Raw genomic sequence first — 26,847 nt, 5'->3', positions numbered from 1 at the left:
TTATGCGGTTGCATGGAAATATCCACTATGTTGCAACTTTGTGCAACCTTGTTAATTGTGGCTTGTGACGGAAGCCGTGAAATGGCTAATTTGTTAAAAATAACCCCTAAAATAGCAGAAATTTAACCCCGGGCTCATAGGGTATTTGTATGCGTGAGTTAACACTTTTGTTTGGTGCAACCTTTAAAAACGTGAGAGAGTGCAACCTCTAACAAATTGACGTTTTGCGCCGTCGGTTTTTCGTGTAAATGCTGTGTTAAATCGTTTGTGAAAAACCGAAGCTTCCGTCAGGATACGGTCGCCCAATTAAACAATGCGCCATTACCCCGTTCCGGTAGTGGAAAAAAACGACGAAGTTGGACGCTGTCGATAAAAATTCTGGAGACTTTGCATGGCTATTAGCACACCGATGCTGGTGACATTTATTGTTTATATTTTTGGTATGGTATTGATAGGGTTTATTGCCTGGCGTTCGACCAAAAACTTCGATGATTATATTCTCGGGGGAAGGAGTCTGGGGCCATTTGTGACCGCGCTTTCCGCAGGGGCGTCGGATATGAGCGGCTGGCTGCTGATGGGCCTGCCAGGGGCGATTTTTCTCTCCGGGATTTCCGAAAGCTGGATCGCCATTGGCTTAACGCTGGGGGCGTGGATTAACTGGAAGCTGGTGGCCGGTCGCCTGCGCGTGCATACCGAGGTGAATAATAACGCCCTGACGCTGCCCGATTATTTTACCGGCCGTTTTGAAGATAAAAGCCGGGTGCTGAGAATTATTTCGGCGCTGGTTATTCTGCTGTTCTTTACCATCTATTGCGCTTCAGGAATTGTCGCGGGGGCGCGTCTGTTTGAAAGCACCTTCGGCATGAGTTATGAAACCGCACTGTGGGCCGGGGCGGCGGCGACGATTATCTATACCTTCGTCGGCGGCTTCCTCGCGGTTAGCTGGACCGATACCGTGCAGGCCAGCCTGATGATTTTTGCGCTGATCCTCACCCCGGTGATCGTGATTATTTCCGTCGGCGGCTTTGGCGATTCGCTGGAAGTGATTAAGCAGAAGAGCATCGAAAATATCGACATGCTGAAAGGGCTGAACTTCGTGGCGATTATCTCGCTGATGGGCTGGGGGCTGGGTTATTTCGGTCAGCCGCATATTCTGGCGCGCTTTATGGCGGCGGATTCGCACCACAGCATCGTTCACGCACGTCGCATTAGTATGACCTGGATGATCCTCTGCCTCGGCGGGGCGGTGGCCGTCGGCTTCTTTGGCATCGCCTACTTCAATAACAACCCGAGCCTGGCGGGCGCGGTTAACCAGAACGCCGAGCGCGTGTTTATCGAACTGGCGCAAATCCTGTTTAACCCGTGGATTGCCGGGATCCTGCTGTCGGCGATTCTGGCGGCGGTGATGTCCACCCTGAGCTGTCAGCTGCTGGTCTGCTCGAGCGCAATTACCGAAGACCTGTATAAAGCCTTCCTGCGTAAAAACGCCGGTCAGAAAGAGCTGGTGTGGGTGGGCCGTATGATGGTGCTGGTGGTTGCCCTGGTGGCCATTGCCCTGGCGGCCAATCCGGAAAACCGCGTGCTGGGTCTGGTGAGCTACGCCTGGGCTGGCTTCGGCGCCGCCTTTGGCCCGGTGGTCCTGTTCTCGGTAATGTGGTCGCGCATGACCCGTAACGGCGCGCTGGCCGGGATGGTGATTGGCGCCCTGACCGTGATCGTCTGGAAGCAGTTTGGCTGGCTGGGCCTGTATGAAATTATTCCGGGCTTCGTCTTCGGCAGCATCGGGATTGTGGTCTTTAGCCTGCTGGATAAAGCGCCGTCGGCCAGCATGCAGCAGCGCTTTGCCGAAGCGGATGCCCACTACCATACGCCGCCGCCGGTACGCGTCACGGCTGAGTAAGATCATCTGATGCTCACGAGCCCGCCGCTGGCGGGCTTTTTATTGCCTGGTGCCGTACCGGAATATTATAACCCTTGCTAATTATCTGAAAATCCGCTGATATTTCCTGACTAATAACAATGAGGATAGCAAAGATGACGTTCAGACAGGGTGCAATGGCGCTGGTGCTGGCAGGGTTACTCAGCGGCTGCGTGGCGGGTGGAAGTTCATCGACCAGCGCGCCGAAGCCCGGCGTCTGCCCGGCGGATAAGTCCATGGTGCAAACCACGCTTTACTTCGGTCTGAGCCGCCCGGCGGGGAAAGACATCACCGCTGAAGAGTGGCAACAGTTTGTCGACCGTGACGTCACGCCGCGCTTTCGCGACGGGCTGACGGTGTTTGATGCCCACGGCCAGTGGCTTGGCCAGAATGGTCAGGTGGTGCGGGAGCAGAGCAAGGCGCTAATGGTGATCCATGGGCATGACGCGCAGAGCGAGGCCGGTATTGAGGCTCTGCGCCAGGGCTATAAATCACGCTTCGCGCAGGAGTCGGTGATGCGTGTCGACCAGCCGGTCTGCGTGCAGTTCTGAGTAAACGGCGGGGGCAGCCCCGCCGTTTGTTTTACAGCACCAGCCCGGCGAAGCTGGCGGAAAGCAGGCTTACCAGCGTGGCGCTATACACCAGCCGCAGGCCGAAGCGGGAGACGATATTGCCCTGCGGTTCATTCAGGCCTTTGATCGCCCCGGCGATAATGCCGATCGAGGCAAAGTTGGCAAACGACACCAGGAATACCGAGAGAATGCCGAGCCCGCGAGGGGTCATGCTGGCGGCAATCTTTTGCAGCTCAATCATCGCCACAAATTCGTTAGCGACCAGTTTGGTGGCCATGATGCTGCCGGCGTTTAGCGCATCGCTCAGCGGGATGCCGATAAGCCACGCCAGCGGATAAAAGACGTAGCCGAGGATCTGCTGGAAGCTGAGACCAAACAGGGTGGCGAATAGCGCGTTAATGGCGCTGATCAGGGCGATAAAACCGATCAGCATCGCCAGAATAATCATCGCCACTTTAAAGCCGGCCAGAATATATTCCCCGAGCATTTCAAAGAAACTCTGCGATTCATGCAGCTTCTCGAGTTTTATTTCCTGCTCGCTGCCCGGCCGCGTCGGGTTAATTACCGACAGCACGATAAAGGTGCTGAACATATTGAGGATCAGCGCTGCGACGACATATTTGGCGTCCAGCATGGTCATATAGGCGCCGACAATTGACAGCGATACGGTCGACATGGCCGTCGCCGCCATAGTGAACAGTCGCCGTGAGGAGAGGTCGCCCAGTACGCCCTTGTAGGCAATGAAGTTCTCCGATTGACCGAGGATCAGCGAGCTGACGGCGTTGAAAGATTCCAGCTTACCCATGCCGTTTACTTTCGACAGCAGGGTGCCAATCACGCGAATAAAAATCGGCAGGATCCGCCAGTGCTGGAGAATACCAATCAGCGCGGAAATAAACACAATCGGACACAGGACGCCCAGGAAAATAAAGGCTAAGCCTTTTTCGCTCATGCCGCCAAAGACGAAATTGGTCCCTTCGGCGGCAAAGCCTAACAGCGAAGCAAAAAAGCCGGAAATATTTTTTACCAGCCACAGGCCGCTTTCGGCGTGCAGGAAAAAGAAAGCGAGCGCTATTTCGATAATAATCAACTGGAGAATATAACGAATACGAATTTTTTGTCTGTCGTAGCTGACAAGCCAGGCCAGGGCGAGGATCACCGCCAGCGCCAGCAGGAAATGAAAAAATGCAGTCATGTTGTTCTTTTCGCAAGTCAATAAGGCCGCCATTTAGCCATAGCCGTTACGGCGGGTAAATATCTGGCGTAAAAAATCCTTTGCTTATTCTTTCCCTTCATAACAGGCGAATATTTTCATAAGTCATTATTTGTCAGCGATTTATTTACAACTGATCATCATTCTCTGCACATTTCGCTTGTGTTTCTGAGCATTGTAATGATAATCACTATCATAAATATTACCTGTTTTTGCATTCGTTGACGGTGCTTTACATTTAAGGGTATTGGCATGTTTGTCCCATTTCTCATTATGTTACGCGAAGGCCTGGAGGCGGCGCTGATTGTCAGCCTGATCGCCAGCTATCTGAAACGCACCCAGCGCGGCAACTGGATTGGCGTGATGTGGATTGGCGTGATCCTCGCGGCGGCGCTATGTCTTGGCTTAGGCATCTTTATCAACGAAACCACCGGCGAATTTCCTCAGCGTGAACAGGAGCTGTTCGAAGGGATCGTCGCGGTCATTGCGGTGGTGATCCTGACGTGGATGGTCTTCTGGATGCGCAATGTCTCACGCAACGTCAAGCAGCAGCTGGAGCAGGCCGTGGACAAGGCGCTGCAGCGCGGTAATCACCACGGCTGGGCGCTGGTGATGATGGTCTTTTTCGCGGTCGCCCGTGAGGGGCTGGAGTCGGTCTTCTTTCTGCTGGCGGCCTTCCAGCAGGATGTCGGCATCTGGCCGCCGCTGGGGGCGCTGCTGGGTCTGGCCACCGCTATCGTGCTGGGCTTCCTGATCTACTGGGGCGGTATCCGCCTTAACCTTGGCGTGTTCTTCAAATGGACCAGCCTGTTTATTCTGCTGGTGGCCGCTGGCCTGGCCGCGGGGGCGATCCGCGCCTTCCACGAGGCGGGCCTGTGGAACCTGTTCCAGGATACCGCCTTCGATCTGAGCAACGTGCTGTCGACGCATACGCTGTTCGGCACGCTGCTGGAAGGGATCTTCGGCTATCAGGAGACGCCGAGCGTCAGCGAAGTGGCTGTCTATCTGCTTTATCTGATCCCGGCGCTGGTGCTGTTTGCCCTGCCGCCGCGGAATAATACCACTGCCTCGCGGGCTGCCTGACCGGGCGCTGCGAGCTTATAAGCGACACTCTACTTACCGAAAGGGATGATCATGATGATTCATTTTCGCCGTAATGCGCTGCGGGTGACCGTGGCCGCGCTGCTCAGCTCTGCATTCGGTGCTCAGGCTGCGGATATCCCGCAGGTCAAAGTCACCGTCAACGACAAGCAGTGCGAGCCGATGCAGGTGACCGTTAACGCGGGTAAAACCCAGTTTATTATTCAGAACCACAGCCAGAAAGCGCTGGAGTGGGAGATTCTGAAAGGGGTGATGGTGGTGGAAGAGCGCGAAAACATCGCGCCGGGCTTTACTCAGAAGCTCACCGCGAACCTGCAGCCGGGCGAATATGACATGACCTGTGGCCTGCTCACCAACCCGAAAGGCAAACTGATCGTCACCGGCGCCGCCACCAAAGACGCGGCGAAAGCGGATGCGGTGCTGAGCCTCGGCGACGCGATCACCGCCTATAAAGCCTATGTGACGGCGGAAACCGCGCAGCTGGTTAGCGGCACCAAAGCCTTTACCGACGCGGTGAAAGCCGGCGATATCGAAAAAGCGAAAGCGCTGTACGCCCCGACGCGTCAGCATTACGAGCGCATCGAGCCCATTGCCGAGCTGTTCTCTGACCTTGACGGCAGCATCGACGCCCGCGAAGACGACTTCGAGAAAAAAGCGGAAGATCCGAAATTTACCGGTTTCCACCGTCTGGAAAAAGCGCTGTTTGGCGATAACAGCGTCAAGGGGATGGAAAAATATGCCGATCAGCTGAACAGCGATGTGCTGGAGCTGCAAAAGCGTATCAGCGAGCTGGCGTTCCCGCCGTCAAAAGTCGTGGGCGGCGCGGCAGGATTAATTGAGGAAGTCGCGGCCAGCAAGATCAGCGGTGAAGAAGATCGCTACAGCCATACCGATCTGTGGGACTTCCAGGCCAACATTGACGGCGCGCAGAAAATTGTCGACCTGCTGCGCCCGCAGCTGCAAAAAGAGAACAGCGCGCTGCTGGCGAAAGTGGACGCCAACTTTAAGAAAGTGGACAGCATCCTCAGCAAATATCGCACCAAAGACGGTTTCGAGACCTACGATAAGCTGACCACCGCCGACCGTAATGCGCTGAAAGGGCCGATCACCACCCTGGCGGAAGATCTGGCTCAGCTGCGCGGGATCCTGGGGCTGGACTAAGTCGATGGCACAGCAGAAACCCCACGACGTGAACGAGCCGTCACGTCGTCGCTTACTGAAAGGGATCGGCGCGCTTGGCGGCGCGCTGGCCATCACCGGCGGCTGCCCGGTAGCGCATGCGGCAAAAGCGGAAAGTTCCCCGGGGACGCTCACACCCGACGCGCGCCAGGAAAAGCAGCCATTCTATGGCCGGCATCAGGCGGGCATTCTGACGCCGCAGCAGGCTTCGATGATGCTGGTGGCCTTCGATGTGCTGGCGGCTGATAAAGCCGACCTCGAGCGGCTGTTTCGACTGCTGACCCAGCGTATCGCCTTTTTAACCCAGGGCGGCCCGGCGCCGGACACGCCGAATCCGCGGCTGCCGCCGATGGATTCCGGCATCCTGGGGCCGTGGATTGCGCCAGATAACCTGACCATCACCGTCTCGGTCGGCCATTCGCTATTTGATGAGCGCTTTGGCCTGGCGGATAAAGCACCGAAAAAGCTGCAGCCGATGACCCGCTTCCCCAACGATTCGCTGGATGCCGCGCTGTGCCATGGCGACCTGCTGCTGCAGATCTGCGCCAATACTCAGGATACGGTGATCCACGCCCTGCGTGATGTCATCAAACATACGCCGGATCTGCTGAGCGTGCGCTGGAAGCGGGAAGGGTTTATCTCCGACAGCGCGGCGCGCAGCAAAGGCAAAGAGACCCCCATCAACCTGTTGGGGTTTAAGGACGGCACCGCTAACCCGGCGAGCCACGACAGCGCGCTGATGGATAAGGTAGTGTGGGTGACAGCCGATCAGGACGAGCCGGCCTGGACCGTGGGCGGCAGCTATCAGGCGGCGCGAATTATCCAGTTTCACGTGGAGTTCTGGGATCGGACGCCGCTCAAGGAGCAGCAGACGATCTTTGGTCGCGACAAGCACACCGGTGCGCCGCTGGGGATGAAAAACGAACACGATACCCCGGATTACAGTAAAGATCCTAACGGCGAAGTCATTGCGCTGGATAGCCATATTCGTCTGGCCAATCCCCGCACGCCGGAAACCCAGTCCAGCCTGATGATGCGCCGCGGATACAGCTATTCGCTGGGGGTTACTAACGCCGGACAACTGGATATGGGGCTGTTATTCGTTTGCTATCAGCACGATCTGGAAAAGGGTTTTCTGACGGTGCAGAAACGGCTTAACGGCGAGGCGCTGGAGGAGTATGTCAAACCGATCGGCGGGGGCTACTTCTTTGTTTTACCCGGCGTAGTGGATGAAAAACACTATCTGGGAGAGTCGCTGCTGCAGGCCTGATACCGACCCTGCCCGTAAGGGCAGGGCGTTTTCTGCTGTTTTTCTCATTTTTCTTATATTTCCTGCCATGTGTTATATTTCTGTAATACAAATGACCGATAGTCTCCTACACTTGCTTAAGAACTATTTGTTGCGTCATTGTGAAAAATAAGTTGCATTAAGAATCTTTTTTGATGTACTTATTACATACGCGGTAGTTCCCGGCAGTGTGACGTTTCACTATGGAGATCGCGAATGGTAAGGTCCCGTACCGGACAACGTACAACCTCAGACCGTACTCTTCAGCACGGAAGCCCCGCTTCCGGCAGCGATTTTCTTACTCTTTCTCTCTCCGCTTCGCATTATTACAACCTTGGCAGGGTACGCGGTGCGCGTAGCCGCGACTCGTTGTCAGTTCTACCGGCAAGCAATGGCTTACAAGGAAGCCAAACCTCAATCGTTCGTGCGCATAGTCGCGTCGATGTTGACGCGTGTGATGTAAACCAACAACGCAAGGTGCTATCCATGGGAAGACAAAAAGCAGTGATCAAAGCTCGTCGTGAAGCAAAACGTGTGCTGAGACGGGATTCACGCAGCCATAAGCAGCGTGAAGAAGAATCGGTCACATCGCTTGTGCAAATGAGTGGCGTAGAAGCAATTGGCATGGCGCGGGACAGCCGTGATACTTCCCCAATTGAGGCGCGCAATGAGGCTCAGGCGCATTATTTGAATGCCATCGACAATAAGCAGCTGATTTTCGCTACCGGCGAAGCTGGATGCGGCAAGACCTGGATCAGTGCGGCGAAGGCAGCTGAAGCCCTGATCCATAAGGATGTGGACAGAATTATTGTTACCCGTCCCGTTCTGCAGGCCGACGAAGATCTCGGCTTCTTACCGGGAGATATCGCCGAGAAGTTCGCTCCCTATTTCCGACCGGTTTACGATGTGCTGGTGAAAAGGCTGGGGGCTTCCTTTATGCAGTACTGCCTGCGTCCGGAAATCGGCAAGGTGGAAATCGCGCCGTTCGCCTATATGCGCGGACGTACCTTTGAAAATGCGGTGGTGATTCTGGACGAGGCCCAGAACGTGACCGCAGCGCAGATGAAGATGTTTTTAACCCGCCTCGGGGAGAACGTGACGGTCATCGTCAATGGCGATATCACCCAGTGCGACTTGCCCTCTGGCGTGAGATCTGGCCTGAGCGATGCGCTGGCGCGTTTTGAGGAAGACGAGATGATCGGCATTGTGCGTTTCACCACCGATGACTGCGTGCGCTCGGCCCTCTGCCAGCGGACGCTGAAAGCCTATTATTAATCGTCATACTGTGAGTAAGGCCCGGGCTAGCCCGGGCTTTGTTGTTTTGATCCTTGCGACAGTCTGAAGTGCGGATAAAATTTCTGTTTTGAGGGATCCATCGCTGTATGTGATAGAATTTCTTCTCTGTAATACAAGAATATCTGCTTTGCTATACATAAGCGCCTTTCTAATAATTTCTTTCGTCTTACGCCGTTTTACTCATTTAATTGTATGGATACTTGTAAGGGAAGCACAATGGTCGTACATGGGAAAGTTATCAAGTTATTAATTACTATTTTGATGGTGGGGTTGTCATCCGCTGCTTATAGTAAAGATTATCAGGCAGGGAAAAACTTCACTGTTATTCATTCTACTGTTAAGCAACCGCCGCCACTGGTTGAGTTTTTTTCCTTCTACTGCGGACCTTGTTATGCGTTTGCAGAGCGCATCAATGTTGATACAGCTATCAGAAAGCGCCTGCCCGACGATATGAAACTGGAAAAATACCATGTCAGCCAGATGGGGCCTTTAGGACCAGCATTAACAGAAGCATGGGCCGTAGCACAATATGCTGGGGTAGATGGCAAGGTGGAAAAGTTATTGTTTGAAGGTTTACAGGTTAAGCGTGATATTAAAACGGCAGCTGATATTGTTAAGGTGTTTAATCAACTTGGCATTACGTCAGAGAAATATGCCGAAATGCAAAGTAACTTTATGGTAAAAGCTTTAATTGCCAGACAGGATAATCTGGTCGAAAAAATGAAAGTGCATGGTACGCCTTCTTTTTATGTTTCAGGAAAATATCATATTAACAATGCATCACTCGCGCAAGATGACTATGATACCTATGCAGAGGATATGGCTAATCTGGTTTTATTTTTGCTTAACAAGCCCCTGTAACACGAAGTGAGAAAGTATCATTAGGTTTGTCTTTTTCGTTCTGTCCGGGTGGCGTTGCCACTCGTCGAACCCTGGTCGGGGGTTCTCATCCCCCCCGGCGGGTGCCACATGCGAAAAAAAAGCCCGTACTTGCGTACGAGCTCTTCTTAAAATATGGCGGTGAGGGGGGGATTCGAACCCCCGATACGTTGCCGTATACACACTTTCCAGGCGTGCTCCTTCAGCCACTCGGACACCTCACCATATTGTCTTGCTGCTCACCTTGGGTGGGCAACGGGGCGCTACTATAGGGAGTTGCGTTAAAACGGTCAAGCATATTTTCTTCTTTCTTTGCCGTTCGCTCACGCAATGAACAATGCCCCGCTGCGGCTCAGCGGGGCGGGCGTTTTAGCGCTGGGAATCCAGCTGTTCGTTATTCTTCACGACGTCCTGCGCTTTGCTGTAGCTTTCGATCAGCAGCTGGTAGGCCGGGAAGACTTTGGTGTACACCTCCGCCCATTCTGCGGCGTCCGGGCGATTCCAGGTGCGCTGCAGCTCAGAGGCGACGGCGGCGGTATCCATTGGCACTACGCCGGCCTGTACCACGCGAGCCAGGGTGATCTCCTGCGCCATTTTGCTGTAGGTGCCGGAAGCGTCAATCACGGCAAACACTTTATAACCGTCGGCGACAGCGGCGATAGCCGGGAAGGCCATGCAGACGCTGGTGATGGTCCCGGCGATAATCAGCGTTTTACGACCGGTCGCTTTCACCGCGGCGACGAATTCCGGGTTATCCCAGGCGTTAATCTCACCTTTACGGGCGATGTATTTCGCATGCGGCGCGTTTTCATGAATCTCCGGGATCAGCGGGCCGTTCGGCCCCTGCGGCACGGAGGCGGTCGTGATCACCGGGATCCCGGCAAGCGACGCCATCTTGGCCAGCGCGGCGGCGCGAGCGCGCAGCTCTGGCATCGGCATATCGCCGACGGTCTGGAACAGACCGCTCTGATGGTCAATCAACAGCATTGCGGTATCGTTAACATCAATCACCGGACGAGCACCGTTAAAGTTAGCGGGAGTAGACATAGTATTCACCTCAATCAGTTAGATTTGGCCAAAGCGGCCGCTGTTAAAATCGCGTACAGCTTCTGCGATCTGCGTTTTGTTATTCATGACAAACGGGCCATAGCCCACAATCGGCTCATGTAGCGGTTCTCCGGCCATCAGCAGAACTTTTGCCGGAGCGGTCGCCTCCAGATGCACTGCGTCACCTGCCTGGCTCAGGACGGCCAGCTGGCCTTCGCGAGCAGATTCGGAACCGTTAATGATCACTTCCCCTTCCAGCACCACCAGAGCGGTACTCCAGCCCTCCGGTTGGCGCAGCGTGAGGTCGTGCCCCTGATTCAGCTGCAGATCCCACACGTTAAGCGGTGAGAAGGTATGGGCCGGGCCGCTGACGTCGTCATACTGGCCGGCAATAACCCGAACCTGTCCGGCGCCGTTCGCCAGCGCCACGGTGGGGATCGTCCCAGCGGTAATGCTCTGGTAGCCGGGGGTCGCCATTTTGTCTTTCGCGGGCAGGTTGACCCACAGCTGGATCATCTTCAGCTCGCCGCCGCTGCGGGTGAAGGCCTCCGAGTGGAACTCTTCGTGCAGGATCCCGGCGCCCGCCGTCATCCACTGCACGTCGCCTGGACCAATCACCCCGCCGCGTCCGGTGGAGTCACGATGCTCTACTTCACCGGCGTAGACGATGGTGACGGTTTCAAATCCGCGATGCGGATGCTCACCGACGCCGCGTTTTTCGCTGCCCGCCGGGAAGGTGTACGGCCCGGCATAGTCGAGCAGTAAGAAGGGGCTCAGCTGCTGGCCGTGCGTCTGATAGGAAAACATCGAGCGAACCGGGAAGCCGTCGCCTACCCAATGCTGCGCAGGCGCGGTGTAGACTCCTGTGATCTGTTTCATGGCTTTCTCCTGTGTATCGGTATCTGATGTAAATAAGCTTATATCCGGGACGACGTATGCGGTAGTGAGCAAAAATGACCTATACTGTTCTAAAAATGGAACAATGGAGGAAGGATGCAGGATCTCAATGACTTCGCCTGGTTTGTCCAGGTGGTAGACCATGGCGGTTTCGCGGCGGCGGGGCGAGCGCTTGACCAGCCGAAATCCAAACTCAGCCGCCGCATTGCGCAACTCGAGGAGCGGTTGGGCGTGCGTTTGATTCAGCGAACCACCCGTCAGTTCGCGGTCACCGAGGTCGGGCAGACCTTTTATCAGCATTGCAAAGCGATGCTGATTGAGGCCGAGGCGGCGCAGCAGGCGGTCGAGACGCTGCGCGCCGAGCCGCGCGGTAGCGTCAGGATCACCTGTCCGGTCACCTTGCTGCATGTCCATATCGGACCGATGCTGGCGCGATTTATGGCACGCTATCCTGGGGTAACGCTGCATCTTGAGGCGACCAACCGCCGGGTGGATGTGGTCGGGGAGGGCGTTGATGTGGCGATCCGCGTCCGTCCCCGGCCCATCGAGGATAGCGACCTGGTGATGCGCGTGCTGGCGGACCGCGGGCACCGGCTGGTGGCCAGCCCGGATCTCATTTCCCGGCTCGGACGTCCGCAGGCGCCGTCCGAGCTGAGCGCCTGGCCGGGCCTCAGCCTGGGTGCGAACAAGCATCAGCATAAATGGCAGCTCACCGGGCCCGGGGGAGCGAGAGCGGAAGTGTATTTCACGCCGCGAATGGTGACCACCGATATGCTGGCGCTGCGCGAGGCGGCGATGGCCGGCGTAGGCGTGGTGCAGCTTCCTTTATTAATGGTGCGCGATCAGCTGGCGTCAGGTGAATTAGAGGTGGTTCTGGACGAGTGGCAGCCGCGGCGGGAAGTGATCCATGCGGTATTTGCCTCACGGCGCGGGCTGCTGCCCTCCGTCAGGGCGCTGGTGGACTACCTCAGCGAAGAGTATCAGCGGATGGAGGAAGATTGATGGGTAGGCAGAGGTTTTTTGTCGGAACTCATATGTGAAAAGCGTCCGTACTTTTTCACGCACTCTTCGCAATCGCGTAGGCTCGTGAAAGATTGCTCACTGTGTGAGTCGTTTGCCGCTTGAGAGCGTTGGCTGTTATAAGCAACCTCTGGTTTTTTCGATACATCGTTTTACTATGACCGTCTGGTATTATTTAAGCAATTTTGCCATAACGTCAAAAAACATTGGCAGATCATCCTTGAATGAGAAGGTCGTGTTTATTGCCTGACGAGCGATTAAACCGTCAATAAGGGCAAAAATAATGATCGTGATTTCTTCAAGGTTAATATCACGGCGAAACTCTCCGGCAGCGATACCCTCCTGGATGAGCCGCGCGAAGCTTTTCCGCATGATGTCATCACTGGAGATATACGTTTTTCGCAGTTCTGGATTACGCGCAGACTCAGCCATGATTTCAACCCAAAGTTGATGCGTGATAGGGTAACCGATCTCGCTAATACAGGACGTGACTTGTGCACAAAGGCGATCAAAATAAGAGCCTGCATAGGTTGCATTATGGGCAGTCAGCGCGGAGTTCTGTTCTTCCAGTACAATAGCCTTAACAAGCTCATCCTTACTTTTGAAATACGTATACATTGCTCCTTGACTAATTCCTGCCCGGGTAGAGATTTCACGTACGCTTGTCGCACTAAAGCCTTTTTCCGCAAAGCAGGCAGCAGCAGCCGTAATCAACTTATGGTAGGTTTCGGTTTTTTTTAACATATCGGCATCTTGGTAAATTCGGTGTCCAGACTTTAACGCGCTTTTATGCAAGGAGCCAGAGCTAAACTCTGTCGTCTGGCTCCTGGATTTCGTCTTACTTTAGAAGGGGTAATTCACTGAGCATGTTCTTGAGATTCAGCATGTCCCAGGGCAAATGTTCAGCGATTGTCAGGCCAACGGGGACTGCTTTTGTCGTCGCTGCCGCTATCAGATTGAGTACATCCTCAATCGTCAGTTTGCCTTCAGCAACGTCGCCAAAATCGTGTTTTCCGCGCCCCGGTTTTGCAAAAAGAATGGAGCGGAACAGAGATGGGTCGAGTACGTCCAGATCGATATGGATCGCCAGATACGCAATCTTTTCTTTCGCTATCCACTCCAGGACTTCATCTGCACCGCTTTTAACCTGTTCAGGTGCTAGCGTCGTAATGTTATGGCGAGTGAGGTATTCAGCTTCATAAGGAAGTGGCGCGTGGATACCGGCAATCATTATTTTTGACGGATTAAGTTTGGTTTTTACATGGGCAACTAAATCGTTATCACCCGTACCCATTAGCGCACCAAGCACATGGGCATGCGCGTTTGGATATTGTTCAGCCGTCTGCACGTCAGGATGCGAGTCAATCCAGAGCACACCGAGTTTGTCTCCGAACTTATCGAGCAGGTGGGCGAAAGGCGCCAGCGAAACCAGGCAGTCTCCGCCTAAAATGACAATGCTATTGGGATCATGTTTTTCAATCAGTGCGGCAGCATTATTGAGTTGCCTGATGAGGGATGGCTTAGCCGTGATGTCATTAATCCTTGGCAATGGCTCTGTTGTTGGTAACTCAACAGGAACGATCTCAACGGGCCCTTTTGCTTCAGGAGAGAGAAACGAGAGGAGCTGCGAGCCAAGATAGTAGGGAGGATTGTTACCGCCTTGCCATTGAGGAAATATAAGTCGCAGTGTTTTGCTAGTCATTGGTACCTTCTGTGTTGTCATGTGCTAAAATGAATGAACGTTCATTCAGTTTTATATTGAATTACGGTCGATACGCAAGTAACAAAGCACTTTTCGTTAATGCATAACGTACACCATCCGGAGCGATATGATTTTCGTTATGCCGGGTGGCTCAAAGCGGAAGAGGGGATAGTGTTGGCGAACATCTTCGCTGCGCTGTTAATCGTGCGAAGAAGAGTCTGGCTTTGACAATACTGCGTAATGTCTGTGGTCAGTTGTCGAACCCCGGTCGGGGGTTCTCATCCCCCCCAGCGGAGAATATAAAATAAAAAAGCCCGTACTTGCGTACAGGCTCTCATCTCGAATATGGCGGTGAGGGGGGGATTGACTCGCTTCGCTCGCCCCTGCGGGGCAGCCCGCTTACTGCGTGCGCGGTCTGTCCAACTGGCTGCGCCAGTTGTCGAACCCCGGTCGGGGGTTCTCATCCCCCCCTGTGGAGAATATAAAAGAAAAGAGCCCGTACTTTCGTACAGGCTCTCATCTCGAATATGGCGGTGAGGGGGGGATTCGAACCCCCGATACGTTGCCGTATACACACTTTCCAGGCGTGCTCCTTCAGCCACTCGGACACCTCACCATATTGTCTTTCCCGTTGTTGTCGGGAACGGGCGCTAATGTAGGGAAATACGTATCGCCCGTCAATCAACTTTTTGCAAAAAAAGCGCGTTTAGACAAACTTCGAGCAACTTGCTCCTTAAACGTGCGAAATCCGTTTTTTTTGTCGCCAGTAGCTTTTCCCTTTTCGCTCGGGGGAAATTTGTTATGCTGGCAAACCAATAGAAAACAATGAGTAAAATAAGACGCCAGCGTCAATCGGCCAAAGGCGTCTGCTATCAGGAGCCCCTATGGAGATTATTTTTTACCATCCGACCTTTGATACCCAATACTGGATCTGTGAGCTGGAAAAGCAGTTACCCGGCGCGCGGGTGCGCGAGTGGAAAGCGGGCGATAACCGGCCGGCGGACTATGCCCTGGTCTGGCATCCGCCGGTAGAGATGCTGCAGGGCCGGGCGCTGAAGGCCGTGTTCGCCCTCGGGGCAGGGGTGGACTCTATTCTCAGCAAGCTGCGCGACCATCCGGATATGCTGCCGCTGTCGATTCCGCTGTTTCGTCTCGAAGATACCGGTATGGGACGGCAGATGCAGGAGTATGCCGTTAGCCAGGTGCTGCACTGGTTCCGCCGCTTTGATGACTATCAGGCGCTGAAGCTGGCGTCCCGCTGGCAGCCGCTGCCCGAGTACCGCGCCGACGAATTCACCGTCGGGATTATGGGCGCCGGCGTGCTGGGGGCGAAGGTTGCGGAAAGTCTGCAACCCTGGGGGTTCCCGCTTCGCGTCTGGAGCCGTAGCCGCAAATCCTGGCCGCAGGTGCAGAGCTTCGCCGGCCAGGCCGAGCTGGGCGAATTCCTGCAGGGCACTCGCGTGCTGATCAACCTGCTGCCGAATACCGCCGAAACCGCCGGCATTATTAACCAGACGCTGCTGGCGCAGTTGCCTGATGAGAGCTATGTCCTCAACCTTGCTCGCGGCGTGCATGTCGTTGAAGAGGATCTGCTGGCGGCGCTGAACAGCGGTAAGCTCAAAGGGGCGATGCTCGATGTCTTCAGTCGCGAACCGCTGCCGCAGGAGAGCCCGCTATGGGCGCATCCGCGGGTGGCCATGACCCCCCATGTGGCGGCAGTGACCCGTCCAATGGAAGCTATCACCTACATTGCGGAGACCATTAGCCGGCTTGAGCGAGGGGAGCCGGTAAGCGGTCAGGTCGACCGCCAGCGCGGTTATTAAGACGAGAGAACCCCGCCACGGCGGGGTTTTTGCTAATCAATAGCCCGGTTTCCTGCTATTCTTGCGGCAAACAGAAGAGGAGAATGTGATGTATCCCGTTGACCTGCACATGCATACCGTCGCCAGCACCCATGCCTACAGCACCCTGCACGATTATATTGCGGAAGCAAAGCGTAAAGGGATCAAACTCTTCGCCATCACCGACCACGGCCCGGACATGGCGGATGCTCCGCACTACTGGCACTTCGTTAATATGCGCATCTGGCCCCGCCTGGTAGACGGGGTGGGGATCCTGCGCGGTATTGAGTCGAATATTAAAAATATTGAAGGCGAGATCGACTGTTCCGGACCGATGTTGACTTCCCTCGATCTGATCATCGCCGGATTTCATGAGCCGGTGTTTCCGCCGCAGGATCGTGACACCCATACACAGGCGATGATAGCCGCGATGGCCAGCGGTAAAGTGCATATGATTAGCCATCCGGGTAATCCGAAATTCCCGGTGGATATCCCGGCGATTGCCGAAGCGGCGGCTCGCTACCAGGTGGCGCTGGAGATTAATAACTCCTCATTCGTATCATCGCGCGTGGGCAGTGAAGACAACTGCCGGGCCATCGCCGCCGCAGTGCGTGATGCCGGGGGATGGGTGGCGCTGGGCTCGGACTCTCACACCGCCTTTACCCTCGGGGAGTTTACCGAATGCCGCAAGATCCTTGATGCGGTCGATTTCCCGGAGGAGAGGATCCTCAACGTTTCTCCGCGTCGCCTGCTTAACTTCCTCGAGTCGCGGGGCATGCCGGCGATCCCGGAATTTGCTGACCTTTAATTTGTATAACTGGAATAACTGAATGAACGAGTTTTCAATCCTCTGCCGCGTGCTGGGTTCGCTGTATTACCGTCAACCGCAGGACCCGCTGCTGGTGCCGTTGTTTACCCTGATCCGCGAGGGCAAACTGGCCGCCAGCTGGCCGCTTGAGCAGGACGAGCTGCTGGCGCGTCTGCAGAAAAGCTGTGAAATGCAGTCCCTGGCGACGGACTATAATGCGCTGTTCGTCGGTGAAGCCTGCAGCGTCCCGCCGTACCGTAGCGCGTGGGTGGAGGGTTCCTCGGAAGCGGAAGTTCGGGCTTTTCTGAGCGAACACGGCATCCCGACAGGGGAAGGTCCGGCGGATCATCTCGGCTCGCTGCTGCTGGCCGCCTCCTGGCTGGAGGATCATGCCGCAGAAGACCAGAGCGAGACGCTGGAGCTCCTGTTCGCCGACTATATCCTGCCGTGGTGCGGGACGATGCTGGGGAAAGTCGAAGCCCATGCGCACACGCCGTTCTGGCGCACCATGGCGCCGTTGACCCGCGACGCCATCGCCGCGATGTGGGACGAGCTTCAGGAAGAAGATGAGCAATAATATGTGATGTAAATCACTGTTTGAATGAAACTGAAAGAAAGTTCATTCATATACTGTGTTTTAGATCGCATTCTTCCGGCGCGTATCTGCTAGGATACGCGCCATGAACATACTCTTCGCAATCGCATTAACGACAGGCATCCTCTCCGGGATTTGGGGGTGGGTGGCGGTCGCTCTCGGCCTGCTGAGCTGGGCCGGATTCCTCGGCTGTACGGCCTATTTCGCCTGCCCGCAGGGCGGCTTGAAAGGGCTGGCCATCTCGTCCTGCACGGTGATGAGCGGCGTGGCCTGGGCGTTAGTGATTATCCACGGTAGCGCGCTGGCGCCACAGGTGCAGATCCTCAGCTATATGATGACCGGTGTGGTCGCCTTCCTGATGTGCATTCAGGCGCGACGGACGCTACTGTCGTTTGTCCCGGGCACCTTTATCGGCGCCTGCGCGACCTTCGCGGCAGACGGCGACTGGCGTCTGGTGATCCCTTCCCTGGCGCTGGGTCTGGTCTTTGGCTATGCCATGAAAAATAGTGGCCTGTGGCTGGCTGCCCGTGCGGATAAGCATAAATCGTTCGCCAACGACAACGCCTGATCGGCGGGACGACTAAAAAACAGGACCTTACGGGTCCTGTTTTTTTATCTTCTCGTCACCGGACAAAGCGATAATCTTGCTCCCGCAGGCGAGAATGCCCTAGTATCGGCAGAAAGCCGTATCCACACGCTATGCCGACAGGAGGAGAAATGGCTGTTAAACCTGAGGTAATTCTCGGCGATATTACGACACTTGATGTCGATGTGATTGTTAATGCGGCAAATCCCTCGCTGCTGGGTGGTGGCGGAGTAGACGGGGCCATCCACCGGGCGGCCGGTCCCGCGCTGCTGGCGGCTTGCAAGCAGGTGCTGCAGCAGCAGGGCGAATGCCCGCCCGGGCATGCGGTAATTACTATTGCCGGCAATCTGCCGGCCAGCGCGGTGATCCACACCGTGGGCCCGGTCTGGCACGGCGGTGACCGCATGGAGGCGCAAACCCTGGCCGATGCTTACAAAAACAGTCTGCAGTTGGCCTCGGCAAACAACTATCGCTCCATTGCGTTTCCGGCGATAAGCACCGGCGTGTATGGCTATCCGAGAGAGGAAGCGGCGGCGATCGCCGTGCGCACCGTCACCGCGTTTCTCACTCGCTATAATCCTCTTGAGCGCGTCCTGTTCGTCTGTTTTGACGAGGAAACGGCGGCTATCTATCGCCGCCTGCTGGCGTCATACCCCTGATTCAACAGAATAGGCTATGATAACCGCCAGTCTTGACGGGAATGATGGGTAGCAGGAGGGAGCAGGGTGTCAGAAGGAAAAGTCCAGCAGAAACAGCAGGCGCGCCGCGCGGAGATCGTTGTCGCCGCGCAAAAATGTTTCGCTGAAAAGGGGCTGCACGGCGCTTCCGTCGCCGATATCGCCCGGGAAGCGGGCCTGAGCGTCGGTCAGCTATATCGCATTTTTGCCAGCAAGGAAGCGATCATCGAAGCGATTGTTAGCGAAATCGTCAACGCCAGAGTCGGGGAGATGATCGATGAGAACCACAATCTGGCGCGTAAAGCGGCGGTTTTGGCCGGCAGGATCCCGACGTCGGCAGCCACCAAAAGCGATAATTATCTGCTGATGGAGATCAATGCCGAGGCCTCGCGTAACCCACGCTTGCGTGAGATCCTGATGCAGGCCGATCGGCGGTTGAAAGAGGAGGGCGGTCGCCTGTCGCAGCGCTACCATCCCGGGCTCAGCGATGCGCGACGCAATGCCGCATCAGAGCTCATCGCCGTTCTGACAGAGGGGGCAGCCTACCGCTGTGAGCTGAGCGCCTCCACCCCGGTCGATAAGGCAGATTTAGAAGCCCTGTACAATATGATTTTCGACCGGCTTTTTGACGAGCAGGCATAATACGGCACGCCTGGCGTGCCGCACAGGCTAATGGTTAGCTGGCCGAGGCTGGGGTTTTGGCCGGTTTGTTCATCGGTTTACCGGAGAACAGGAAACGCAGCAGCGGAATGCGCAGGTGAATTTCATACAGGATCAGGGCAATACCCACCACAAAAACCAACCCGACAATAAAGCCTAAGGTATTGGACTTAATGATCGGGGTGATCCACGCCCCGTACAGCAGCGTCAGCGGATGGTGCACCAGGTAAATAAACAGCGAAGCATTGACGAAATAGGTTACGCGCGCCGACTGGAAGTTCAGCAGGCGATGGCCGAGCGAAAAGACCACATTGACCATCCACAGCCCAAGCACCATGGTGATCACCGATTCCGTTTCATACATCCAGCCGTCGCCGGAGCCGTACTGCTGGTTCAGCCGGTAGGCGATAAATCCCAGCAGCGCCGCTGCGCAGCACCATGGTGACGGGGTGGTAAACATCGCCTTCAGACGCGGATTAATAAAGGTCTGCGCCCCCAGCACAAAGAAGGGAAGATAGAACAGCGTCTGCATCACCACAAAGTTAAACAGACCATTGCTAAGCAGCGGCGGGTAAATCAGGAACAGCGATCGGCGGATCAGCGCGTAAAGCACCCCCAGCGCAAGGAAAATCATCGTTAGCTGGCTCATAGTGACAGTGTCACTAAAGGCTGAGGCGCCTCCTGCCGGGCGGCGCGTCAGCCATTTAAACAGCACCACGCCCAGCGAGGTCAGCACCACCAGCACCAGTAAAAACCACAGGTGGGAAATAAGCTCCCACGCCAGGGTGTTAAATTTGTCGTACCCGGAAAGGGTGTGCCAGTTTTCCGCCTTGCCGTTGACGTACTGCAGCATAATAAACTGCGGCAGCGTCAGCAGTGGGATAGCGGTCAGCAGCGGAATACCGACCCGTTCGACGCGCACTTTCCACCACTTTTTCAACGGGTAGCGCAGGAACAGCATGTAGGAGAAATAGCCGGAGATGACGAAAAAGACCTGCATCCGGAAGGCATGGATGAAGTCATTAAACAGCGTCAACCACCACGAGGGCTCAGCGCTGTTGACATGCCAGCTGTGGCTGGAATAAATCAGCGAAATGTGGAAAGGGATCCCCAGCAGCATCAGCCAGGCGCGGATGCTGTCGAAGAAATATTCACGCTGTACCGGAGTATTATTCATACGATTCACGACAATCTCAGATAATTCGTCTTATCACTCAAGATGATAACGCTTACATTATCAGCAACCCTACATGAACTCGGGGTACCTGTCTCCAGGATAAGCACGCAAAGTGCAAACGGGATAGCGAACTGTTTATTCCCTGCGCCGCTACGCTGAACAAAGCAGGGATTATGTTGTCGGATTGCCTGAGTTTCCATTAAAATAGATCGGATCGATTTAAGCACACAAAGGGGGAAGTGCTTACTTATATGAAACATAAACCACAGATGATGAAAATGCGTTGGTTAAGCGCAGCCGTAATGTTGTCCCTGTGTACTTCATCTGCATGGGCATTTAGCATTGATGACGTTGCAAAAGAGGCCAAAACGTTAGCCGGGAAAGGCTATGAAGCGCCGAAGAGTAACCTGCCCTCCGCTTTCCGCGACATGAAATACGCGGATTACCAGCAAATTCAGTTTAATCACGATAAAGCTTACTGGAATAACCAGAAAACCCCATTCAAGCTTGAATTTTACCATCAGGGTATGTACTTCGACACGCCGGTCACCATCAATGAAGTGACGGCCACCAGCGTGCGCAAAATTAAATATAGCCCGGACTATTTTAACTTTGGTAACGTTCAGCACGATAAAGACACGGTGAAAGACCTCGGTTTCGCCGGCTTCAAAGTACTGTATCCGATCAATAGCAAAGATAAGAACGATGAGATCGTCAGCATGCTCGGTGCCAGCTACTTCCGCGTGCTGGGTCAGGGTCAGGTTTACGGCCTGTCCGCGCGCGGCCTGGCTATCGATACCGCGCTGCCGTCCGGCGAAGAGTTCCCGCGTTTTCGCGAGTTCTGGATCGAGCGTCCTAAAGCCACCGACAAACGTCTGACTATCTATGCGCTGCTGGACTCCCCGCGGGCAACCGGCGCTTATCGCTTTGTCATCATGCCGGGACGCGACACCGTGGTAGATGTCCAGTCCAAAGTTTACCTGCGTGACAAAGTGGGCAAACTGGGCGTGGCGCCGCTGACCAGCATGTTCCTGTTCGGTTCCAACCAGCCTTCTCCGGCGCTTAACTATCGTCCGGCGCTACACGACTCCAATGGTCTGTCGATCCTGGCCGGTAACGGCGAGTGGATCTGGCGTCCGCTGAACAACCCGAAACACCTTGCCGTTAGCAGCTATGCGATGGAAAACCCGCAAGGGTTCGGCCTGCTGCAGCGCGGCCGTCAGTTCTCGCGCTTCGAGGATCTCGACGATCGTTATGACCTGCGTCCGAGCGCCTGGATCACCCCGAAAGGGGAGTGGGGCAAAGGGAAAATCGAACTGGTTGAAATCCCGACCAACGATGAAACCAACGATAACATCGTGACTTACTGGACGCCGGATCAGCTGCCGGAGCCGGGCAAGGAGATGAACTTCAAGTACACCATCACCTTCAGTCGCGATGAAGACAAGCTGCATGCGCCGGATAACGCTTACGTTATGCAGACCCGCCGCTCTACCGGCGACGTGAAGCAGTCGAACCTGATCCGCCAGCCGGACGGCACCATTGCTTTCATTGTCGACTTCACCGGCGCCGATATGAAAAAACTGCCGGCGGATACCCCGGTCGCCGCCCAGGCGAGTACCGGCGATAACGCTGAAATCGTTGAAAATACCGTGCGTTACAATCCGGTGACCAAAGGCTGGCGAATGATCCTGCGTTTGAAGGTGAAAGATCCGAAGAAAACGACGGAAATGCGCGCCGCGCTGGTTAACGGTGATGACACGTTGAGCGAAACCTGGAGCTATCAGCTGCCTGCCAATGAATAAGATAACAAAGTACATTGACGCATTGCCGCTGTCGGACGCCGAGAAATCGGCGCTGCCGGACACCAGCCTGCAGGCCGTTCATCAGGCCCTGGATGACGACCATCAGACCTTCGCCCGCGAAGACGACTCCCCGCTGGGGTCGGTCAAGGCACGGCTGGCGCATAGCTGGCCGGATTCGCTGTCTGGCGATCAGCTGGTGAAGGACGATGAAGGCCGTACTCAGCTGCATGCGATGCCTAAAGCCAAGCGCTCCTCAATGATCCCGGACCCGTGGCGTACCAACCCGGTCGGCCGCTTCTGGGACCGTCTGCGCGGACGCGATGTCACGCCGCGCTATCTCTCCCGTCTGACGCAAGAAGAGCGCGAGAGTGAGCAAAAATGGCGTACCGTCGGCACCATTCGTCGCTATATCCTGCTGCTGCTGACGCTGTCGCAGACCGTGGTAGCCACCTGGTATATGAAAACCATTCTGCCTTATCAGGGCTGGGCGCTGATCAACCCGGCCGACATGGTGGGGCAGAACCTGTGGATCTCGTTCATGCAGCTGCTGCCGTACGTGTTGCAGAGCGGCATTCTGATCCTCTTCGCGGTGCTGTTCTGCTGGGTTTCCGCCGGCTTCTGGACCGCGTTAATGGGCTTCCTGCAGCTATTGATCGGCCGCGATAAGTACAGTATTTCCGCCTCGACGGTCGGTGACGAACCGTTGAACCCGGCGCACCGTACGGCGCTGATAATGCCGATCTGTAACGAAGACGTTGACCGCGTTTTCGCCGGCCTGCGGGCGACCTGGGAGTCGGTGAAAGCGACCGGTAACGCCGCTCATTTCGACGTCTATATCCTCAGCGATAGCTATAACCCCGATATCTGTGTGGCTGAGCAAAAGGCGTGGATGGAGCTGATTGCCGAAGTGCAGGGCGAAGGGCAGATCTTCTACCGCCGCCGTCGTCGTCGAGTGAAGCGTAAGAGCGGCAACATCGATGACTTCTGCCGCCGCTGGGGCAGCCAGTATAGCTATATGGTGGTGCTGGACGCTGACTCGGTGATGACCGGTGAGTGTCTGAGCAGCCTGGTGCGCCTGATGGAAGCGAACCCGAATGCCGGGATCATTCAGTCTTCCCCGCGCGCCTCGGGCATGGACACGCTGTATGCGCGTTGCCAGCAGTTTGCCACCCGGGTGTACGGTCCGCTGTTTACGGCGGGTCTGCACTTCTGGCAGTTGGGGGAGTCCCACTACTGGGGCCACAACGCCATTATCCGCGTGAAGCCGTTCATTGAGCACTGCGCGCTGGCGCCGCTGCCGGGCGAGGGCAACTTTGCCGGGTCGATCCTGTCTCACGACTTCGTCGAAGCCGCGCTGATGCGCCGTGCCGGCTGGGGGGTGTGGATTGCCTACGATCTGCCGGGCTCCTATGAGGAGCTGCCGCCGAACCTGCTGGACGAGCTGAAACGCGACCGTCGCTGGTGTCAGGGCAACCTGATGAACTTCCGCCTGTTCCTTGTCAGAGGGATGCACCCGGTTCACCGGGCGGTGTTCCTTACCGGCGTGATGTCCTACCTGTCGGCGCCGCTGTGGTTTATGTTCCTTGCCCTGTCGACGGCGTTGCAGGTGGTGCATGCCCTGACCGAACCGCAGTACTTCCTGCAGCCGCGTCAGCTGTTCCCGGTGTGGCCGCAGTGGCGGCCTGAGCTGGCCATCGCGCTGTTCGCCTCGACCATGGTGCTGCTGTTCCTGCCGAAGCTGCTGAGTATTATTCTGGTGTGGTGTAAAGGGCCGAAAGAGTACGGCGGATTTATCCGCGTCACGCTTTCACTGCTACTGGAGGTCCTGTTCTCGGTCCTGCTGGCGCCGGTCCGTATGCTGTTCCACACGGTCTTCGTGGTCAGCGCCTTCCTCGGCTGGGAGGTTGTATGGAATTCGCCGCAGCGTGATGATGACTCCACGCCGTGGGGGGAAGCCTTTATGCGCCACGGCTCGCAGCTGCTGCTGGGGCTGGTGTGGGCGGTCGGGATGGCATGGCTGGATCTACGCTTCCTGTTCTGGCTAGCGCCGATTGTTGTCTCGCTGATCCTCTCGCCGTTCGTATCGGCGATTTCCAGCCGGGCGACAGTGGGCCTGCGCACCAAGCGCTGGAAGCTGTTCCTGATCCCGGAAGAGTATTCGCCGCCGCAGGTGCTCAAGGATACCGATGCGTACCTGACGATGAACCGTCAGCGTTCGCTGGACGATGGCTTTATGCACGCGGTGTTTAACCCGTCGTTTAACGCCCTCGCCACCGCAATGGCCACTGCGCGCCACCGTCAGGGGCATATCCTGGAGATCGCCCGCGAGCGCCATGTCGAGCAGGCGCTGAATGAAACGCCGGATAAGCTGAACCGCGATCGTCGACTGGTGCTGTTGAGCGACCCGGTAACCATGTCGCGTCTGCACTATCGCGTATGGGCCGCGCCGGAGAAATACTCTTCATGGGTGAACGCCTATCAGCAGTTGGCGCTTAACCCGCTGGCGCTGAAAACGAAATAAGCCGTACGTTAAGGAAAATACCGGCAGCGATGCCGGTATTTTTTTATCTGAAATACGAGGATGTGGATGCGAATACTACCGATCATTGCCATGGCGCTGCTGCTCAGCGGCTGCGGCAGCATTATCAGCCGTACGGTGCCCGGGCAGGGGCATGGCAATCAATATTACCCGGGCGTACAGTGGGATGTTCGCGATTCGGCATGGCGCTATCTCACCATTCTTGACCTACCGTTCTCGCTGGTATTTGATACGCTTCTGCTGCCTCTGGACGCCAGCCACGGCCCCTATAACTGATTAACGCTCGTCCCACTCGTCGGCTGCCGTCTGCCCCTCTTCGGTGTCCAGCGAGGGCTCGAGCTGAAATTCGCCTTCATCCCATTCGTGGAGCGTATTTTCCTCCAACCACTCCTGACGCAGCTCTATCTCATCATAATCCCCGTCGAAGACGCTCTGCGCGGCTTCGCCGCTGAGCATCGGGAGGCATTCGCCTTGTTCCTCTTCGTCAGCAAAAAATTCGGCCTGCCAGGCGATATCGCCATCCTGCAGCACATACTTTTGAATGTTGAGCTGCTCAACGTTGGCGCTCTCTTCATCGCTGTCAGGGTTGTTGGCGAGAAATTCTTCACGTGCTGCATCAATAGCTTCTTCAAGCGTGGCGTAGAACATCGAATCCTTTGGCATAGCGAATCTCCTGCGAAGAATATGAATTGAACACGATTCAATCTATAGAAGGCGGTACGCACGGCGTCAAGGGACAGAGCCCCTCTCGACGTTAATTTACTGAATGCGAAGTATCCGCGGCTGGCCGACGCAGGCTGAGGGTGGAGTAGATCGCATTAAACAATACCACCCCTGCGGTGACCAGAAATACGGCGCGGAAGCCATAGTTAGCGGAAACCGACGCGCCAATCAGGGGGCCGGTAACGTTGCCAATATCGCGGAACGACTGGTTATAGCTGAAGATTCGCCCGGAGATCTGACTGGTGGAGTTGTACACCAGCAGGGTTTGCACCGCCGGCAGCAGCGCGCCGTCCGCGGCGCCGAGCAGGAATCGCAGGATACCTAACTGCAGCGGGGTCTGAACGAACGACATCGGGATCAGGAGTAGCACCGAGATAATCAGCGCCACGATGAGGATTTTTTCCGGCCCGATGCGATCTCCCAGTTTGCCCAGCCGCGGGGCGCTCATCAGCGCGGCAATGCCCGGCACCGAGGCGATCATTCCGCTGATAAAGGCGATGTTACTGACGTTGCCCGCGAGATCGCGTACATAAAGCGTCAGGATCGGCGCAATGGAACCGGTGGCCACCTGGATTATCAGCGAGGTCACAAACAGGCTGAGCACCAGTTTGGGATTCTGCAGCGAGGAGAACACCTCTCTGGCACTGAGCATCTCTTTCCTGGCGATCGGCACAAAATTTTCGCGGATTAAAAACAGGGTAAACAAGAAACAGATAAATAGTACCGCCGCGGTCATAAAGAAGACGGTGCGCAATCCCCAGTGGTCGGCCAGGAAGCCACCTGCCAGCGGGCCGAGCAGGGCGCCGCTTACCGCGCCGGTAGACAGTGTCCCCAGCGCCCAGCCGCTTTTATGGCGCGGGATCTGGGTGGCAATCAGGGCGTTGGCGTTGGGAATAAAGCCGCCCAGCAGGCCGAGCAGTGCGCGCAGCAGCAGAAACTGCCAGATATTCTGCGCCATTCCCATCAGCATCATCACGATGGCCATCCCGAGGGCGGAACGCAGCAGCATGATTTTTCTCCCCTTGCGATCAGCAAGCCCCCCCCAGAACGGCGAGGCGATGGCAGAGAAAAGAAAGGTAATACTAAAGACCAGCCCGGACCACATGTTCAGGGCGCTATGCCCGGTGACGCCGAGCTGTTCGACGTAGAGTGGCAGAAAGGGCATGACCAGGCTGAAGGCGGCGCCGGTTAAAAAGCAGCCAAGCCAGGTCACGGTCAGGTTTCGTTTCCAGTTAATGGGGGTTTCAGCAGACGACATAGGGTTCCACTGGCCTGCGCGGCAGGTCAAATTAAGAGAAAATATGAGCCTGCTAATTATGCGCCT

Annotated in this window: 25 protein-coding genes, 2 tRNA genes and 1 other RNA gene; 17 read left to right on the top strand and 11 right to left on the bottom strand. The window is 55.9% G+C overall.

What is annotated here, in order from left to right; all coding sequences use genetic code 11:
- Positions 1 to 391 precede the first annotated feature (391 nt).
- Both putP and OHJ17_RS16210 read left to right on the top strand, forming a co-directional pair.
- Positions 392 to 1,900: a sodium/proline symporter PutP gene (gene putP / locus OHJ17_RS16215; protein WP_023312931.1), complete on the top strand. Its 1,509-nt coding sequence runs from the start codon at positions 392 to 394 to the stop codon at positions 1,898 to 1,900.
- Positions 1,901 to 2,034: 134 nt separating this feature from the next.
- Positions 2,035 to 2,469, top strand: a complete 435-nt coding sequence (locus tag OHJ17_RS16210; RefSeq protein ID WP_004150827.1) for a DUF3574 domain-containing protein — start codon at positions 2,035 to 2,037, stop codon at positions 2,467 to 2,469.
- A gap of 31 nt (positions 2,470 to 2,500) precedes the next feature.
- On the opposite strand, the gene OHJ17_RS16205 is transcribed toward OHJ17_RS16210, so the two are convergent.
- Positions 2,501 to 3,685, bottom strand: coding sequence for a NupC/NupG family nucleoside CNT transporter (locus tag OHJ17_RS16205; protein ID WP_002898911.1), 1,185 nt, complete (start codon positions 3,683 to 3,685; stop codon positions 2,501 to 2,503).
- A gap of 270 nt (positions 3,686 to 3,955) precedes the next feature.
- Here OHJ17_RS16205 and efeU point away from each other — a divergent pair, with 270 nt between their 5' ends.
- From efeU to OHJ17_RS16180, 5 genes are all read left to right on the top strand, one after another.
- Positions 3,956 to 4,786: an iron uptake transporter permease EfeU gene (efeU, locus tag OHJ17_RS16200; RefSeq protein WP_002898913.1), complete on the top strand. Its 831-nt coding sequence runs from the start codon at positions 3,956 to 3,958 to the stop codon at positions 4,784 to 4,786.
- A 51-nt stretch (positions 4,787 to 4,837) separates the two neighbouring features.
- Positions 4,838 to 5,965 carry an iron uptake system protein EfeO gene (gene efeO / locus OHJ17_RS16195; protein ID WP_004157740.1) on the top strand — a complete coding sequence of 376 codons (1,128 nt, stop codon included), beginning with the start codon at positions 4,838 to 4,840 and terminating at the stop codon, positions 5,963 to 5,965.
- A 4-nt stretch (positions 5,966 to 5,969) separates the two neighbouring features.
- Positions 5,970 to 7,253 carry an iron uptake transporter deferrochelatase/peroxidase subunit gene (gene efeB, locus OHJ17_RS16190; protein ID WP_004147893.1) on the top strand — a complete coding sequence of 428 codons (1,284 nt, stop codon included), beginning with the start codon at positions 5,970 to 5,972 and terminating at the stop codon, positions 7,251 to 7,253.
- Positions 7,254 to 7,757: 504 nt separating this feature from the next.
- A complete protein-coding gene (phoH, locus tag OHJ17_RS16185; protein WP_002898923.1) occupies positions 7,758 to 8,546 on the top strand; it encodes a phosphate starvation-inducible protein PhoH in 789 nt (262 codons plus the stop codon).
- A 237-nt stretch (positions 8,547 to 8,783) separates the two neighbouring features.
- Entirely contained in the window at positions 8,784 to 9,428 is a 645-nt protein-coding gene (locus OHJ17_RS16180; protein ID WP_004183625.1) for a DsbA family protein, read from the top strand.
- Between the two features lie 154 nt (positions 9,429 to 9,582).
- Here OHJ17_RS16180 and OHJ17_RS16175 read toward each other — a convergent pair.
- The 3 genes from OHJ17_RS16175 to OHJ17_RS16165 form a co-directional block, all read right to left on the bottom strand.
- Positions 9,583 to 9,670: transfer RNA gene (locus OHJ17_RS16175), tRNA-Ser, on the bottom strand.
- A 145-nt stretch (positions 9,671 to 9,815) separates the two neighbouring features.
- On the bottom strand, positions 9,816 to 10,493 hold the full coding sequence (locus OHJ17_RS16170; RefSeq protein WP_002898927.1) for an isochorismatase family protein: 678 nt from the start codon (positions 10,491 to 10,493) through the stop codon (positions 9,816 to 9,818).
- An 18-nt stretch (positions 10,494 to 10,511) separates the two neighbouring features.
- The gene (locus OHJ17_RS16165; protein ID WP_023279130.1) at positions 10,512 to 11,372 is read right to left on the bottom strand and encodes a pirin family protein; all 861 of its coding nucleotides are present in this window, start codon (positions 11,370 to 11,372) and stop codon (positions 10,512 to 10,514) included.
- 114 nt (positions 11,373 to 11,486) lie between these two features.
- Here OHJ17_RS16165 and OHJ17_RS16160 point away from each other — a divergent pair, with 114 nt between their 5' ends.
- The gene (locus OHJ17_RS16160; RefSeq protein ID WP_004179309.1) at positions 11,487 to 12,392 is read left to right on the top strand and encodes a LysR family transcriptional regulator; all 906 of its coding nucleotides are present in this window, start codon (positions 11,487 to 11,489) and stop codon (positions 12,390 to 12,392) included.
- Positions 12,393 to 12,581: 189 nt separating this feature from the next.
- On the opposite strand, the gene OHJ17_RS16155 is transcribed toward OHJ17_RS16160, so the two are convergent.
- The 4 genes from OHJ17_RS16155 to OHJ17_RS16140 all read right to left on the bottom strand — a co-directional run bounded on the left by OHJ17_RS16155 (position 12,582) and on the right by OHJ17_RS16140 (position 14,728).
- Complete coding sequence (locus tag OHJ17_RS16155; RefSeq protein ID WP_004224069.1) at positions 12,582 to 13,154, bottom strand: TetR/AcrR family transcriptional regulator; 573 nt, start codon at positions 13,152 to 13,154, stop codon at positions 12,582 to 12,584.
- A gap of 94 nt (positions 13,155 to 13,248) precedes the next feature.
- On the bottom strand, positions 13,249 to 14,112 hold the full coding sequence (locus OHJ17_RS16150; RefSeq protein WP_004176596.1) for an arginase family protein: 864 nt from the start codon (positions 14,110 to 14,112) through the stop codon (positions 13,249 to 13,251).
- Between the two features lie 346 nt (positions 14,113 to 14,458).
- Positions 14,459 to 14,597: non-coding RNA, RtT sRNA (locus tag OHJ17_RS16145), on the bottom strand.
- 43 nt (positions 14,598 to 14,640) lie between these two features.
- Positions 14,641 to 14,728, bottom strand: a tRNA-Ser gene (locus OHJ17_RS16140).
- Positions 14,729 to 14,996: 268 nt separating this feature from the next.
- Between OHJ17_RS16140 and ghrA the strand changes: the two genes are divergently transcribed.
- From ghrA to OHJ17_RS16110, 6 genes are all read left to right on the top strand, one after another.
- Positions 14,997 to 15,935 carry a glyoxylate/hydroxypyruvate reductase GhrA gene (gene ghrA / locus OHJ17_RS16135; protein ID WP_002898938.1) on the top strand — a complete coding sequence of 313 codons (939 nt, stop codon included), beginning with the start codon at positions 14,997 to 14,999 and terminating at the stop codon, positions 15,933 to 15,935.
- 88 nt (positions 15,936 to 16,023) lie between these two features.
- Positions 16,024 to 16,761: a phosphatase gene (locus OHJ17_RS16130; RefSeq protein WP_004140764.1), complete on the top strand. Its 738-nt coding sequence runs from the start codon at positions 16,024 to 16,026 to the stop codon at positions 16,759 to 16,761.
- A 22-nt stretch (positions 16,762 to 16,783) separates the two neighbouring features.
- Positions 16,784 to 17,338 carry a TorD/DmsD family molecular chaperone gene (locus OHJ17_RS16125; RefSeq protein ID WP_004140758.1) on the top strand — a complete coding sequence of 185 codons (555 nt, stop codon included), beginning with the start codon at positions 16,784 to 16,786 and terminating at the stop codon, positions 17,336 to 17,338.
- 103 nt (positions 17,339 to 17,441) lie between these two features.
- Positions 17,442 to 17,924 (top strand): DUF1097 domain-containing protein, encoded by a 483-nt coding sequence (locus OHJ17_RS16120; protein WP_002898950.1) that lies wholly within the window; start codon positions 17,442 to 17,444, stop codon positions 17,922 to 17,924.
- A 149-nt stretch (positions 17,925 to 18,073) separates the two neighbouring features.
- Complete coding sequence (gene ymdB / locus OHJ17_RS16115; RefSeq protein ID WP_002898953.1) at positions 18,074 to 18,601, top strand: O-acetyl-ADP-ribose deacetylase; 528 nt, start codon at positions 18,074 to 18,076, stop codon at positions 18,599 to 18,601.
- 66 nt (positions 18,602 to 18,667) lie between these two features.
- The gene (locus OHJ17_RS16110) at positions 18,668 to 19,261 is read left to right on the top strand and encodes a TetR/AcrR family transcriptional regulator (RefSeq protein ID WP_004179313.1); all 594 of its coding nucleotides are present in this window, start codon (positions 18,668 to 18,670) and stop codon (positions 19,259 to 19,261) included.
- Between the two features lie 34 nt (positions 19,262 to 19,295).
- Here the strand turns inward: OHJ17_RS16110 and mdoC are convergent, their stop codons facing one another.
- Positions 19,296 to 20,456: a glucans biosynthesis protein MdoC gene (gene mdoC / locus OHJ17_RS16105; protein WP_032411969.1), complete on the bottom strand. Its 1,161-nt coding sequence runs from the start codon at positions 20,454 to 20,456 to the stop codon at positions 19,296 to 19,298.
- A gap of 251 nt (positions 20,457 to 20,707) precedes the next feature.
- Here mdoC and mdoG point away from each other — a divergent pair, with 251 nt between their 5' ends.
- The 3 genes from mdoG to OHJ17_RS16090 all read left to right on the top strand — a co-directional run bounded on the left by mdoG (position 20,708) and on the right by OHJ17_RS16090 (position 25,076).
- Positions 20,708 to 22,261: a glucans biosynthesis protein MdoG gene (gene mdoG / locus OHJ17_RS16100; protein WP_004140751.1), complete on the top strand. Its 1,554-nt coding sequence runs from the start codon at positions 20,708 to 20,710 to the stop codon at positions 22,259 to 22,261.
- Complete coding sequence (mdoH, locus tag OHJ17_RS16095; protein WP_002898967.1) at positions 22,254 to 24,782, top strand: glucans biosynthesis glucosyltransferase MdoH; 2,529 nt, start codon at positions 22,254 to 22,256, stop codon at positions 24,780 to 24,782. The genes mdoG and mdoH overlap by 8 nt, the downstream gene beginning before the upstream one ends.
- Positions 24,783 to 24,848: 66 nt before the next feature.
- Entirely contained in the window at positions 24,849 to 25,076 is a 228-nt protein-coding gene (locus OHJ17_RS16090; RefSeq protein ID WP_002898978.1) for a YceK/YidQ family lipoprotein, read from the top strand.
- Here OHJ17_RS16090 and OHJ17_RS16085 read toward each other — a convergent pair whose 3' ends face one another.
- Complete coding sequence (locus OHJ17_RS16085; protein WP_002898981.1) at positions 25,077 to 25,463, bottom strand: MysB family protein; 387 nt, start codon at positions 25,461 to 25,463, stop codon at positions 25,077 to 25,079.
- Between the two features lie 91 nt (positions 25,464 to 25,554).
- Positions 25,555 to 26,781 (bottom strand): multidrug efflux MFS transporter MdtG, encoded by a 1,227-nt coding sequence (gene mdtG / locus OHJ17_RS16080; RefSeq protein ID WP_002898984.1) that lies wholly within the window; start codon positions 26,779 to 26,781, stop codon positions 25,555 to 25,557.
- Positions 26,782 to 26,847 lie beyond the last annotated feature (66 nt).

The organism is Klebsiella sp. KP20-425-1 (genome assembly GCF_025813515.1).
Taxonomy (GTDB): Bacteria; Pseudomonadota; Gammaproteobacteria; order Enterobacterales; family Enterobacteriaceae; genus Klebsiella; species Klebsiella pneumoniae.
The sequence above is the reverse complement of the archived record's forward strand: the minus strand, read 5'-3'. Positions and strand labels throughout refer to the sequence as shown.

Bases quoted from the DNA above. Each gene is read 5' to 3' on its own strand.
- OHJ17_RS16090 (WP_002898978.1), top strand. From the start codon at position 24,849: ATGCGAATACTACCGATCATTGCCATGGCGCTGCTGCTCAGCGGCTGC.
- OHJ17_RS16170 (WP_002898927.1), bottom strand. From the start codon at position 10,493: ATGTCTACTCCCGCTAACTTTAACGGTGCTCGTCCGGTGATTGATGTT.
- OHJ17_RS16125 (WP_004140758.1), top strand. From the start codon at position 16,784: ATGAACGAGTTTTCAATCCTCTGCCGCGTGCTGGGTTCGCTGTATTAC.
- OHJ17_RS16120 (WP_002898950.1), top strand. From the start codon at position 17,442: ATGAACATACTCTTCGCAATCGCATTAACGACAGGCATCCTCTCCGGG.
- OHJ17_RS16210 (WP_004150827.1), top strand. From the start codon at position 2,035: ATGACGTTCAGACAGGGTGCAATGGCGCTGGTGCTGGCAGGGTTACTC.
- ghrA (WP_002898938.1), top strand. From the start codon at position 14,997: ATGGAGATTATTTTTTACCATCCGACCTTTGATACCCAATACTGGATC.
- OHJ17_RS16165 (WP_023279130.1), bottom strand. From the start codon at position 11,372: ATGAAACAGATCACAGGAGTCTACACCGCGCCTGCGCAGCATTGGGTA.
- putP (WP_023312931.1), top strand. From the start codon at position 392: ATGGCTATTAGCACACCGATGCTGGTGACATTTATTGTTTATATTTTT.
- OHJ17_RS16130 (WP_004140764.1), top strand. From the start codon at position 16,024: ATGTATCCCGTTGACCTGCACATGCATACCGTCGCCAGCACCCATGCC.
- OHJ17_RS16085 (WP_002898981.1), bottom strand. From the start codon at position 25,463: ATGCCAAAGGATTCGATGTTCTACGCCACGCTTGAAGAAGCTATTGAT.
- OHJ17_RS16180 (WP_004183625.1), top strand. From the start codon at position 8,784: ATGGTCGTACATGGGAAAGTTATCAAGTTATTAATTACTATTTTGATG.
- mdoG (WP_004140751.1), top strand. From the start codon at position 20,708: ATGAAACATAAACCACAGATGATGAAAATGCGTTGGTTAAGCGCAGCC.
- ymdB (WP_002898953.1), top strand. From the start codon at position 18,074: ATGGCTGTTAAACCTGAGGTAATTCTCGGCGATATTACGACACTTGAT.
- OHJ17_RS16150 (WP_004176596.1), bottom strand. From the start codon at position 14,112: ATGACTAGCAAAACACTGCGACTTATATTTCCTCAATGGCAAGGCGGT.
- efeO (WP_004157740.1), top strand. From the start codon at position 4,838: ATGATGATTCATTTTCGCCGTAATGCGCTGCGGGTGACCGTGGCCGCG.
- OHJ17_RS16160 (WP_004179309.1), top strand. From the start codon at position 11,487: ATGCAGGATCTCAATGACTTCGCCTGGTTTGTCCAGGTGGTAGACCAT.
- OHJ17_RS16205 (WP_002898911.1), bottom strand. From the start codon at position 3,685: ATGACTGCATTTTTTCATTTCCTGCTGGCGCTGGCGGTGATCCTCGCC.
- efeB (WP_004147893.1), top strand. From the start codon at position 5,970: ATGGCACAGCAGAAACCCCACGACGTGAACGAGCCGTCACGTCGTCGC.
- mdoC (WP_032411969.1), bottom strand. From the start codon at position 20,456: ATGAATAATACTCCGGTACAGCGTGAATATTTCTTCGACAGCATCCGC.
- mdtG (WP_002898984.1), bottom strand. From the start codon at position 26,781: ATGTCGTCTGCTGAAACCCCCATTAACTGGAAACGAAACCTGACCGTG.
- phoH (WP_002898923.1), top strand. From the start codon at position 7,758: ATGGGAAGACAAAAAGCAGTGATCAAAGCTCGTCGTGAAGCAAAACGT.
- efeU (WP_002898913.1), top strand. From the start codon at position 3,956: ATGTTTGTCCCATTTCTCATTATGTTACGCGAAGGCCTGGAGGCGGCG.
- mdoH (WP_002898967.1), top strand. From the start codon at position 22,254: ATGAATAAGATAACAAAGTACATTGACGCATTGCCGCTGTCGGACGCC.
- OHJ17_RS16155 (WP_004224069.1), bottom strand. From the start codon at position 13,154: ATGTTAAAAAAAACCGAAACCTACCATAAGTTGATTACGGCTGCTGCT.